Raw genomic sequence first — 12,443 nt, 5'->3', positions numbered from 1 at the left:
CTTTTACTTAGTTGGGTCAATAAGGCTGAGGGTCACAAGGTCGGCGCTTGCGTTGAAGCCGATGACTCCCGGGTCGACGTTGCTGCCATGCAGCTGGAGGACGTTTTCGTAGACCATTGGAACCATCGGAGCTTGGGCCTTCATGATCTGTTCGTCAAGTTCACCCCATGCCTTATTTGCGGCTGCGACGTCAGTCATTGCAGCGATCTCGTCCATGCGCTTGTTGATGATCGGATCGTTGAGCTGTGCGACGTTCTGGTTGCCCTTGGGAACGATGCTGTCACCGTGCAGGATCGGCGGAAGGAAGGTCTGGCCCGAAGCCCAGTCCGGGCAGTATCCGGTGATGGCCATGTCGTTCTGCTGGCTGGTGGTACCGATGACCTCGTAGAAGGAGGAAACGTCAATGACGTTCAGGTTCACCTTGATGCCGGCCTTGGCCAGCGACTGCTGGATCGACTCGGAGTATGCCTTGACCTTCGTCGTGGTGCGGGTGTCGAGGGTCAGCTCTAGGCCATCGGGGTAGCCGGCCTCGGCCAACAGGGACTTGGCTTTCTCGATGTCACCCTTGTTGTCCGGGGTCGGGTAAGCATTGAAATCGTTCCAGCCAAGTAGCGAGGACACCATCATGGTGTTTGCGACGGTTGCCAGCTGCGAACCGCCGCCGCCGGTCTGCAGGCTCGACTTGTCAATTGCATAGTTGATGGCCTGGCGGACCTTGAGATTGTCCAACGGCTTTTTGGTGGTGTTCATCGCCAGGTAGGTGGTGCAAGCGGGTTCCGCGCGCACGGCACGGTCCTTGACGCTTGGGTCCTGCAGTCGTGAGACGTTTGCAGGCTGGAGCGCGGTGACCGAGAAGGCGTTCTTGTCATCACCCTGGCCGGCAAGCATGCGCTCGTCGACCGTGGCACCGTCAAGGCCGAAGAGGAATTCGAAGCTGTCCGGCTTGGCCGGGCGCACGGTATCTGTCTTGGCATCCCATTTGTCGTTGCGCACGAGTTTCAGATCGCCGCCACGGGTGTAGGAATCGAGCTTGTAGGGGCCTGAGGCGATGGGCTTGGCATCAAAGGACTTGCCGGCGCCGGTGCCCAACGGGAAGGGAACGAAGGTGCTCTGCCCAACAACCGACCCGAAGTCCGCGAACGGCTTGTTCAGGTGGAAGATGATGGTCTTGGCATCCGGGGTTTCGATAGCCTTGAAGTCTTTGTCCTTGTCGATGTACGGGCCTTGGTAGCCGGATCCGTCATCGAGAAGCTGTTTGGCCCATGGCGAGCCGATGCCGATCTCCGGGTCGAAGGAACGGGAAACACCGAATTTGACCTCGGCGCTGGTGATCGGGGTCCCGTCCTCGAAGAAGATACCGTCCTTGAGCGTGAATTTCCAGGTCTTGCCCCCATCCGTTGAAGTGCCTAGGTCGGTGGCGAGGTCCGGCTTCATTTCGCCGACCTTGCCTTCCTCCGAGGAGTTGGTGGTGAGCGTGCGATACATCAGACGGTAGAAGTTCATGACGCTGGTATCGAAGCCCATCGCCGGGTCCAGGTGCGAGTACTCGGTAGCCATGACTCGCATCGTACCGCCGGTGGTGCCTTCGGCTCCGGCACCGGCCGAACTGCCCGGAGCCTGAGCGTTGCTACCGCCGCTGCAAGCGGTTAGTAGCAGTGCTGATGTCAGAGCCAGCCCCAGAACAAATTTCTTACTTTTCATGACGTTTCCTTCAATTAGGAGATATATGCTGGCGAAGTTGTGCCACTTGCAGAGTCGCAGAAGGCCTCTTTGAGTGCTGCGCGGAAATTCTGACCGACTCAGCGCCACGGAACCACTTTGGGGGGGATTTCCTTGACGCAAACAGGGCCAAGCAAAATCCATGGCTTGATACCCGGTTCACGCCGTTGGGAACGGCGTCAATCACGTGAGCTTTCGCAAAAAACTTGCCGCGGGCACCAAATCCACCTTTGTGTAATGTGATATTGCATAAAATACTAAACGCTCGGTCACAGTGGCGCAAGTAACAATTTGGCCAGGTATCGCCGTTTTCCCAACACCGTTTCCGAGGTGTTTGACTTCCGCTCTCGGCCCGCGCATGAAGCCCGGCACCCGTACGGGAATCTTCCTGAGCTGCTTCCCTCATGCGATTTCACCTGCTGCATCCGCACAGCTTTCTCCTCGCCCAAGCACAGTTGGGCACCGACTTTTGTCTCTTCTCCGGGAGATCAAAATCGGTGCCCAACGGTTCATTTCGGCCGATCCTTGTTTTCAGCCGGGAGTGGAGTTACGCAACATTCGGGAATTATTTCGCCGGATCGGTGAGCCCCAGCGTAATGAGATCGATACCGCCGTTGAAACCGACCTGACTGCTGCCAATGTTTGGCCCGGTGAGCTGCAGTCCGTTTTCATAAAGCATCGGGACGACCGGTGCCAATTCCATGATCTGCTCATCGAGCTCGCCATAAGCCTTGTTGGCTTCCGTGGCGTCTTCCATTGCCGCGATCTCGGCAATCCGCTTATTGACACCTGCGTCGTTGAGCTGGGCCAAGTTGCTATTGCCCTTGTCAAAGATGTTCTTCCCGTCGAACAGCGGCGGCAAGAAGGTCTGCCCCGAGGCCCAGTCCGGGCACCAGCCGGTGATTGCTGCATCGTTCTGTTGGGAACGGGTACCGATCACTTCGTAGTAGGACGATGTGTCAATGACGTTCAGTTTCACGTCGATGCCAACTTTGGCGAGGGACTGCTGCACCGATTGGGAAAACGCCTGCATCTTGGGCTGTGCGCGGGTGTCCAAGACAAGCTCGAACCCATCGCTCTGGCCGGCTTCCGCAAGGAGGGCCTTGGCCTTTTCAATGTCGCCCTTGTTGTCGGTGCTTGGGTAGATATTAAAATCATTCCAGCCCAGAAGCGTCGGAACCATCACGGTATTGGCGGGAGTCGCAAGCAGGCTGCCGCCCGCTGCCGTGAGCAGACTCGACTTGTCAATTGCATAGTTGATGGCCTGCCGCACCTTCACATCATCAAATGGTGCCTTGGTGGTGTTCAATGACATGTACGTGGTGCACGTTGCGTCGGCGACTACCGCACGTTCCCTGGTCTTCGGGTCTTGGACTCGTGAGATATTTGCCGCCTGCAATGCTCCACCAGAGATTGCGTTTGCATCGTCTCCCTGAACCGCAAGCATCCGTTCGTCAATCGTTGCCCCGTCGAGGCCGAACAGGAATTCATAGTTGTCGGGAAGAGAAGGCCGTACCGGGTCAGTGGCCGAACTCCATTTGTCATTGCGCGAGAGGTTTAGCTTGGCGCCGCGCTGGTAGCTGTCAACCTTGTAGGGGCCGGAAGCAATCGGTTTGCTGTCAAACGCGGATCCGGCACCGCTGCCCACGGGGAACGGAACGAAGGAGTTTTGGCCTACAACGCTGCTGAAGTCGGCGAACGGCTGGTTCAGGTGGAACACAATCGTCTTGGCATCAGGGGTTTCAATGGCCTTGTAATCCACATCGGGCTGCTCGTACGGCCCTTTGTAACCGGATCCGTCATCGAGCAGCTGCTTGGCCCACGGCGAACCAATGCCGGTTGCCGGATCCCACGACCGTAGGACGCCGAATTTCACCTCGGCACTCGTGATGGGATCGCCGTTCTCGAAGAAGACATCGTCCTTCAGTGTGAAGGTCCAGGTCTTTCCCCCGTCGCTTGGCGTTCCCAGGTCGGTTGCCAGGTCCGGAACCATTTCACTTGTTTTTCCGGCTTCCGTAGAGTTTGTCGTAAGTGTCCTGTAGACAAGCCGATAAAAGTTGTTGACGCCGCCGTCAAACCCCATGGCGGGGTCCAGATGCGAGTAATCCGCGTTGAGAAGCACTCGCACGGTTCCGCCCTTGACGGCACCGGCCGATTCGCTCGTGGTCGCGGGATCCCCGGGGGCAGCGGTGGATGATCCACCGCACGCGGTCAAGGCGAGGGCACCTGCGAGCGCCAGACTCAGAGCAAAATTGTGTTTCTTCAAGGTGTGTCCAATCTATTCGGCCAGCAGATAGCTACTGGATCAGGTGTGTTTCGGGCTCGTCCTTCGGAGTTGATGCATTCTTTATTTCGGAGTCAGAACAATCTGAGCCACACGCGCATGGGGCTGACCTCGCGATTGCCCCAGAGCATGTAGGGAACCATTTTTGCCCCGACCCCGGCGCCGGCTGCCTTGGGGAGGGGCTGCTCCAAAACGGGGTAAAGCTCGTTGCTGGCCGGCGGGGATTTGAGCAGGTCGAGCTCGATGCCGATGGCGCCATCCAAAAACGGCATCTGCATATCCTGGATAGCCGCTCCGGCCAGTGCGCCAGTGGTGATCACAAGATCGTCAATATCGGCTTCGACGTCTTGTTCCTCGAGGCAAAAAACAATTGGTCCGCGAACCACTGCGGCAGATCCGCGGGTCGCGTCCAAATACGGATGAGAGGCTCGTGCCTGAATCGGCATGTCGAGCGACAGCTTCAACGAGTCCCCCGCTACAAACTCTCGTGAGACGGCCAGCCATCCGTCCTTTGCCACCGCATCGCAAACCGCTCCGTTGATGCTCAGGACATGGTTCTTGCACCATCCAGGAATGCGGAGCGACAGTTCCCTGGTTCCGGGTTCCGCCGAGGTCACCGAAATATTGATGAGCCCTTTCCACGGATATTCCGTAGCGATTTCGAGTTCAAGACCGCCGGCTTTCAATGAGCTTCCGGTGTACGTGGAGAGCTGTAATCCTCTCGTTGAACTTGTTGCAATATGGTCCTGCAATTCGGCAACCCAACGAATGACATTTGGTGGACAACATGGACAACCGAACCACGCACGTCGAAGTTCTTCGCCTCCGTTTTCGTAACCACTGCGCTGTTCGTGATCGGCTCGCCGCTGTAGCGGATTGTCGTAGAAGAATGCTTTGCCATCGGTGGAAAGGCCCACTGCATAGGCGTTGTAAAGTACCGTTTCGAAAACATCCATGTATTTGGCCTTGCCCTGCGCCATGTACATGCGCCAGGCCCATTGCATGGTGGCAATTGCCGCACATGTTTCGCTGTATGCCCGCTCCGAAGGCAGCTCAAAGCGGTCACCAATTGCCTCGTCGGAGTGGCGACTGCCGAGTCCCCCGGTGATATAGAGCTTTGTCGCGACCATGTCGTCCCATAGCCGTTCCAATTGGGCGAGCAGTTCAGTGTCGCCGGTTTCCACTGCAACGTCGGTGGCACCGGCGGCGAGGTAGGTCATCCGCACCGCATGTCCGGTGACCGATGGCAGATCGCGCAAAGGATGATTGTCTTGGAAGTATTCGGATGTGAACGTCTTGAGTTCGACGGTTCCGTGGCCGCGGCGATCGACAAATAGCTGGGCTTGGCGCAGGTAGTCAGCGTTTCCGGTTTCGCGATAGAGCTCCACCAGGGCCATCTCCACCTCGGGGTGTCCGCAAACCACCGGCTCACCGTTTTCGCCGTATTTGCTGACGACGAGATCTGCGAATCTTGTGGCAACTCCGAGAAGCCGCGAATCTCCCAGCTGACGCTTCGCGGCTACCGCGGCTTGGATCAGATGTCCAAGGTTGTACATTTCATGTCCCCAGGCGAGATCGCTCCATGGCTCGCCTTCGACGTTTGGATTCTGGTAAAAGGTGTTGAGGTAGCCGTCTTCGGCCTGCGCCCCCTGGATGAGCCCCACCGCCTCTTCAAAAAACTTCGCGCCCTCGGATGCATCGTCATTTTCGCGCGCGATCTCGTAGGCTAGTCCCTCGAGGGTCTTATAGATGTCGGTGTCCAGGAAAGGGTAACGCCCTAGGTACGCGGAAGGCTGCTCCGCTGAAAGCGTTCTGAAGTTCTCCAGGTTTCCGGACAGTCGGAGCTGATGGATTGCGTGACCGATGGTCTGTTCACGATTGCGGTGTTGCCACCGAAAGAGTTCACCATCCGAAAGCCGGACGGCTCCCGCTCCCAGCTGGGTGGATGCGGTGTTTCGCGTGGCCGTGGTCCCGCGGGGTTCAAACATGGTTGGAACTCCATCGAGGAGCAGTTCCGAGGAAATCATTGTTAGCGCTCACAATCTTGATTATGTGACATTGCACAGAAGCCTAACCCGATGAATGATTATGACGCAAGTAACATTCCAATAAAACTCGAGATGTTCTCATGCAAGTGGATTTTCACCACAAGAGCACCTCCATACACCATGTCCATCCGCCATCGGTGGGCCAAAGCCGGTACTGTACGTACAGCCGAAGCGGAACTCAAAAATGAAGGATGTCACTCAAAATGCCCGAGAGAAACATGACAACCCCTCCCACCATGGAGGATGTCGCCTTGGCCGCAGGAGTCTCCCACCAGACGGTTTCGCGGGTCCTCAACAACCATCCCCATGTGAGCGAGCGAACCAAGAAAAGCGTAATTGCCGCGATCGACAAATTGGGCTATCGCCGGAATGCATCTGCGCGTTCACTGGCAACCAGATCATCAAGGATTATCGGTGCCGTTATCGTGGAACTCGGTCAATATGGCCCTTCCAACACGCTGCTTGGCCTCCAGCAGGCCGCGCTCGAGGACGACTATATCGTCAATGTCGTGGGGCTGACGAGCCCCGGAAGCACTGCCGTACGTGAATCCTTGGACCACCTACTGGGCCACCCCCTCGACGGAATCATCGTCGTGGCACCCGTGGATTCCGCCTTGGATACGCTCAAAGACCTCAAGCTCCCCGTTCCGCTGGTCATTATCGCATCCGGTTCTACGCAGGAACCAAACACCGTTTCAGTAGATCAATCACTCGGAGCGCGCCTCGCTGTTAGGCACCTGATCAAGGAGGGACACGAAACGATCGCCCACCTGTCCGGCCCTCCAGACTGGATCGATGCTCGCCAACGACGAGACGGCTGGGCTAGGGAGCTGGCGGCACTCCAAAGCGCCCCCGGCCAGCTGCTCGAAGGCGATTGGAGTTCCGAATCCGGATACCAACGCGGCTTGGAGATAGATGTCAGCAGCACCAGCGCCATATTCGTCGCCAATGACCAAATGGCACTGGGGCTCATGCGCGCACTCCATGAACGCGGACTGAACGTGCCGGGAGACATCAGCGTTGTCGGGTTCGACGACCAGCCGGAATCCAGCTACTTCTATCCACCGCTCACCACCGTCCGACAAGATTTCCACGGACTCGGTCGCCTCAGCCTTGACCTTCTAGTTTCAAAAATTGAAGGCCAGGAGTTCACCGGCTCAACCCTCGTCGCCCCGGCTCTCGTCATTCGAGACAGTACCGGCCCGAGGCCGCAAAAGTAGCCGCTCTCCCCACCGCGCTTCATTTGCCCCTCAAAAACGGACTATTGACAAGGAGTGTTCTTCTCAGGCAATAATTGTTAGCGCTAACAGATGTTACCCACGCCACTCGGAGAAGTAGCCACAATGGTCTCGCCTTCCCCCGACAAACACCCTGCCCAGATCCACCAAGGAGAGATTTATGAGCGACTTGCCAGACGATCAGCACCAAGAAAATTACGTAGTTGGTATCGATTACGGCACCTTGTCGGGACGGGCGGTAGTGGTTCGGGTTTCGGATGGCACCGAAATAGGCAGTGCAGTCTACGAATACCCGCATGGGGTGCTGACCCAGGCACTGCCCGCGGGTGTCGCGCTGCCCCCGGAATGGGCTCTCCAAGTTCCGGCAGATTACATCGGGGTACTACAAAATGCGGTTCCGCAAGCCCTCTACAACGCAGGAATCAGTCCACGCCATGTCATAGGCCTAGGCACCGATTTCACGGCCTGCACCATGATTCCCACGGTGGAAGACGGGACGCCGCTGAACGAACTCCCCCAATTTGCCGATCGCCCTCACGCCTACGTCAAGTTGTGGCGCCACCATGCCGCCCAGCCACAGGCAGACAGGATCAACCTCGTTGCCGCCCAACGCAACGAGGCATGGCTGCCGCGATACGGAGGCCTGATTTCGTCCGAATGGGAATTTGCAAAAGCCTTGCAAGTCCTGGAAGAAGACCCGGAAATCTACCAGGCAATCGATCATTGGGTCGAGGCCGCCGATTGGATCGTTTGGCAGCTCACCGGAACCTACGCCCGGAATGCCTGCACCGCCGGGTACAAGGGCATTCTCCAAGACGGAAAATACCCTTCCCAGGAATACCTGGCAGCACTCAATCCGCTCTTTGCAGACTTCGTCAGCACCAAACTTGAACGCAAGGTCTCCCGGCTCGGCGCCGCGGCAGGAAAACTCACCGCCCAAGCCGCGCTGTGGACCGGCCTGCCTCAGGGCATCACGGTTGCCGTGGGAAATGTCGATGCCCATGTCACAGCGCCCGCGGCAAAAGCAGTAAACCCGGGGCAGATGGTCGCCATTATGGGCACCTCCACCTGTCACGTTCTAAACGCCGAAGTCCTGCGTGAAGTTCCGGGAATGTGCGGTGCAGTGGATGGTGGAATCGTCGAGGGCCTATGGGGATACGAAGCCGGCCAAAGCGGAGTCGGAGATATTTTTGGCTGGTTTGTGAATAACTGCGTTCCCGGCCGTTACACGGAACAAGCCCACGAAGCGGGGCTGGGAATACACGAGTATCTAACCGAACTCGCCAGAGCGCAAGCGATCGGCGCGCACGGTCTGATCGCCCTAGACTGGCACAGCGGGAACCGGTCCGTGCTGGTTGACCACGACCTCTCTGGTTTGTTCATCGGGCAAACGCTAGCCACCCGACCCGAAGATTTGTATCGCGCGTTGCTGGAAGCAACGGCCTTCGGAACCAAGAAGATCATCAATGCCTTTGAGGAAAACGGCATACCCGTCACTGAATTCATAGTTGCAGGTGGACTTGTGAAAAACCCGTTGCTGATGCAAATCTACTCCGACGTCACGGGGTTGCCATTATCGGTCATTGGTTCCGAGCAAGGCCCCGCACTGGGGTCGGCAATCCATGCCGCGGTGGCCGCGGGCGCATACCCGGATATCAATGCGGCTGCCTCGGCGATGGGAAAAGTGACGGTTGGCGCCTACCGACCAATCCAAGCCAACGTTGCCGCATACCAGGAGCTGTTCGCCGAATACTGCGAATTGCATGACTACTTTGGGCGCGGCACAAACGACGTTATGAGACGGCTGAAGAATATTCAGCGCAAAGCCCATGCAGTGGCCCCGCCGTCGATGCGGCCAGGAACCCCCGACGAAACCAGCGTCTTGGAGCCAGCATCATGAGCGCCCCACGCATTTTTGAGAACGCGGTCGAGGCGTTGCGCCGTCAGCTCAGCGAGCTCCACACAGAGCTGACGCGCAACCAACTTGTAGCGTGGACGGCCGGGAATATCTCTGCCCGCCTCCCGGACCGGGATCTGATGCTTATCAAACCCTCGGGCGTAAGCTACGACGACCTGACACCGGAAAACATGGTGCTCACCGATCTCTTCGGTACGCCCGTCGACGGTGGCGGAACACCGTCTTCCGACGCCGATGCCCATGCCTACGTTTATCGCCATTTGCCGCATATCGGTGGGGTCGTGCATACCCACTCCACCTACGCCACGGCATGGGCAGCCCGTGGTGAAGCGATTCCTTGCGTGCTGACCATGATGGCAGATGAATTCGGTGGTGAAATTCCCGTCGGACCATTTGCATTGATCGGCGACGATTCGATTGGACGAGGCATTGTAGAAGTCCTCGAGGGACATCGGTCCACCGCCGTACTCATGAAAAACCACGGGGTGTTTACCATCGGAAAAAATGCTCGCGCGGCAGTCAAGTCGGCAGTTCTCTGCGAAGAAGTTGCACGCACCGTCCATGAGAGCCGCCTCCTCGGCATTCCCCAAGCAATTCCCCAAGCAGACATCGATCGGCTGTTTGACCGCTACCAAAATGTCTACGGACAAAAAACAAAGGAACTTCAATGATCAAGACAGCCCCAAAACCTCGCGAAATTTGGTTCCTCACCGGCAGCCAAGGGCTTTACGGTGAAGAAACCCTAGCTCAGGTTGAGACCCAGGCACGTGAAATTTCAGATCAGCTTGATCACGCCCCGGAAATCCCGTTCAAGATTGTCTTTAAACCTGTGTTGAAGGACTCCGAGTCAATCCAGGAAAGCATTCTCGCGGCGAACTCGTCCGCGGAATGCATCGGCCTCATTGCCTGGATGCATACCTTCTCGCCGGCCAAAATGTGGATCCGTGGCCTCACCAAGTTGCAACGCCCGTTGCTTCATCTACATACCCAGCACAACGTTGAACTTCCATGGGCCCAAATCGACATGGATTTCATGAACCTCAACCAGGCCGCACACGGTGACCGGGAGTTCGCCTACATCCAGTCTCGGCTCGGCATAAGCAGAAAAACCGTTGTCGGTCATGTCAGCAATCCACGCGTGCTCGCCAAGATCGACTCGTGGGCCCGTGCCGCCGCAGGCTGGCACGAGATCCGCAGCCTCAAGCTTGCTCGTTTCGGCGACAATATGCGCAACGTTGCCGTCACAGAGGGCGACAAAACCGAAGCCGAAGCGAAGTTTGGCGTGTCGGTGAATACGTGGTCGGTCAACGAGCTCGCCCAGGCCGTTGACTTGGTTGAAGAGTCGCACATCGATTCGCTCGTCGCAGAGTACGAGCGGCTCTACGACGTAGCGCCCGAATTACGCATCGCCGGCGCTCGACACGATTCGCTTCGCTACGGGGCCCGGTTGGAAATCGGCCTACGAGGCTTCCTTGAAAGCGAAGGTTTCGGTGCATTTACAACCAATTTTGAAGATCTTGGCGAGTTGCGCCAGCTTCCCGGGTTAGCCGTGCAGCGTCTCATGGCCGACGGCTACGGATTCGGGGCCGAAGGAGACTGGAAAACCGCGGTGCTCGTCCGCGGTGCGAAGGTGATGGCCGAAGGGCTACCCGGCGGAGCATCCTTGATGGAGGATTACACCTACAATCTGGTCCCCGGAAAAGAGGTAATTCTCGGAGCGCACATGCTCGAAATCTGTCCCACGCTGACTAAAAGTCGCCCGTCACTGGAAATTCATCCCCTGGGTATCGGCGATCGAGAAGACCCGGTGCGGCTGGTGTTTACCGCAGACCCTGGACCCGCAGTCCTCGTTTCCCTCGTTGACATGCGCGAACGGTTTCGGCTTACTGCCAATGTAGTAACCAACGTGGTTCCTGAACAGGAACTACCGCTTCTTCCCGTTGCCCGGGCCGTATGGAAACCAATGCCGGATCTGGAAACCAGTGCCGAGTGCTGGCTGTCTGCCGGCGGCGCCCACCACACCGTAATGTCCACGGCTTTGGCCAAGGAAGTTTGGGAAGACTTTGCAAGTATCGCAGGAGTGGAACTTGCAATGATTGACGAGGGGTCTACAACTTCTTCCTTTGTCAACGAGCTTAAGTTGAACCAGGCCTACTACCGGTTGGCGCAGGGAATCTAAATGAGCACTCCAAACGGCACAGCCATCGAGCTGCAGGCCGGCGGCTACTCGGCAACGGTTCTGACGGTAGGAGCAACGCTTCAGAAGCTCGCCTTCGAGGGCCGGGATCTCGTTCTCCCGTTTGACATTCAGCAGATCCCGCCGGCGTACTCGGGCAAGACCCTCATGCCGTGGCCAAATCGCGTCACCAACGGAACCTATCTTTTCGAGGGACGTTCCTATCAGCTTCCCGTCAATGAATTATCGACCAATAGCGCATTGCACGGTTTAGTTCTCTGGGACGAATGGGTCCTTGTGGAATCGGGCAAAAACCACGTGGTCCTTGGGCACAGATGCATGGGCGCGCCTGGTTACCCGTTCCAATTGGAGCTCACCGCTCGATACCAGCTCGATCCCGAGAACGGACTTACTGTCACCCTAACCGCCCTAAACACCGGGGTCTCCGCCGCCCCCTACGGGGTTTCCTCGCACCCGTTTCTGGTTTGCGGCACTACTGAGATCGACGAATGGGAACTTTCAATTCCTGCCCAGCAGGTGCTTAATGTCGATGACAGGTTGCTTCCCACGAATCTCATGCAGGTTTCTGGCACTCGTTTTGATTTCAATTCTCCACGGCCGTTCGGTTCCGAGGCCTTCGACCACGCATTTACCGGTCTGCCTCAAGAACAATGGGAGGTATCACTGACGAACCCCGCTACTGGGAACTCAACCATCATGGCTGCCCGCGGTGGACCAGGCGGAGCAAACTGGCTACAGCTTTACTCGGGCGAGCTCCGCGGGCGCCGCGCAGTAGCACTGGAGCCGATGACATGCGCCCCGAATGCCTTCAACTCGGGAGCGGGGCTCATTGTTCTCGAGCCCGCAGACTCCCATTCGCTGGTCTTTGGCGTCAGGTCCGAAAACACCAAGGACTGAGTACAAGCACGGCTTCAGACCCAAGGGGAAATCCGTACCAAGTATTGACAATCACACTTTTGTACAATGTACTATTGCATAGATCTGCTCCGGGCGCTCACCACTCTTAGTGCAAGAGCATCCGATTCATCGCGTCAGCCAC

General features: G+C 57.4%; 8 protein-coding genes. 5 read left to right on the top strand and 3 right to left on the bottom strand.

Annotation, left to right across the window (positions count from 1 at the left end; translation table 11 throughout):
- Nucleotides 1–3: 3 nt before the first annotated feature.
- The 3 genes from CQ018_RS05530 to CQ018_RS05520 all read right to left on the bottom strand — a co-directional run bounded on the left by CQ018_RS05530 (nucleotide 4) and on the right by CQ018_RS05520 (nucleotide 5,991).
- Nucleotides 4–1,701, bottom strand: a complete 1,698-nt coding sequence (locus tag CQ018_RS05530) for an ABC transporter substrate-binding protein (RefSeq protein ID WP_105548982.1) — start codon at nucleotides 1,699–1,701, stop codon at nucleotides 4–6.
- A gap of 583 nt (nucleotides 1,702–2,284) precedes the next feature.
- The gene (locus CQ018_RS05525) at nucleotides 2,285–3,985 is read right to left on the bottom strand and encodes an ABC transporter substrate-binding protein (RefSeq protein ID WP_105548981.1); all 1,701 of its coding nucleotides are present in this window, start codon (nucleotides 3,983–3,985) and stop codon (nucleotides 2,285–2,287) included.
- Between the two features lie 92 nt (nucleotides 3,986–4,077).
- Nucleotides 4,078–5,991 carry a glycoside hydrolase family 127 protein gene (locus CQ018_RS05520; protein ID WP_105549335.1) on the bottom strand — a complete coding sequence of 638 codons (1,914 nt, stop codon included), beginning with the start codon at nucleotides 5,989–5,991 and terminating at the stop codon, nucleotides 4,078–4,080.
- 263 nt (nucleotides 5,992–6,254) lie between these two features.
- On the opposite strand from CQ018_RS05520, the gene CQ018_RS05515 reads away from it, so the two are divergent.
- The 5 genes from CQ018_RS05515 to CQ018_RS05495 all read left to right on the top strand — a co-directional run bounded on the left by CQ018_RS05515 (nucleotide 6,255) and on the right by CQ018_RS05495 (nucleotide 12,301).
- Nucleotides 6,255–7,271 carry a LacI family DNA-binding transcriptional regulator gene (locus CQ018_RS05515; protein WP_258142409.1) on the top strand — a complete coding sequence of 339 codons (1,017 nt, stop codon included), beginning with the start codon at nucleotides 6,255–6,257 and terminating at the stop codon, nucleotides 7,269–7,271.
- Between the two features lie 178 nt (nucleotides 7,272–7,449).
- Nucleotides 7,450–9,189, top strand: a complete 1,740-nt coding sequence (gene araB, locus CQ018_RS05510) for a ribulokinase (RefSeq protein ID WP_105548980.1) — start codon at nucleotides 7,450–7,452, stop codon at nucleotides 9,187–9,189.
- On the top strand, nucleotides 9,186–9,878 hold the full coding sequence (locus tag CQ018_RS05505; protein WP_105548979.1) for an L-ribulose-5-phosphate 4-epimerase: 693 nt from the start codon (nucleotides 9,186–9,188) through the stop codon (nucleotides 9,876–9,878). Before araB ends, CQ018_RS05505 begins: the two co-directional genes overlap by 4 nt.
- Nucleotides 9,875–11,386 carry an L-arabinose isomerase gene (gene araA / locus CQ018_RS05500; RefSeq protein WP_105548978.1) on the top strand — a complete coding sequence of 504 codons (1,512 nt, stop codon included), beginning with the start codon at nucleotides 9,875–9,877 and terminating at the stop codon, nucleotides 11,384–11,386. The genes CQ018_RS05505 and araA overlap by 4 nt, the downstream gene beginning before the upstream one ends.
- The gene (locus tag CQ018_RS05495; protein ID WP_105548977.1) at nucleotides 11,387–12,301 is read left to right on the top strand and encodes an aldose-1-epimerase; all 915 of its coding nucleotides are present in this window, start codon (nucleotides 11,387–11,389) and stop codon (nucleotides 12,299–12,301) included. It abuts the gene before it with no gap.
- The last annotated feature ends 142 nt before the right edge of the window (nucleotides 12,302–12,443 follow it).

The organism is Arthrobacter sp. MYb227 (assembly GCF_002975435.1).
Taxonomy (GTDB): domain Bacteria; phylum Actinomycetota; class Actinomycetes; order Actinomycetales; family Micrococcaceae; genus Paeniglutamicibacter.
Note: the sequence above shows the minus strand (reverse complement) of the source record. Positions and strands in the feature narration are given on the sequence as shown.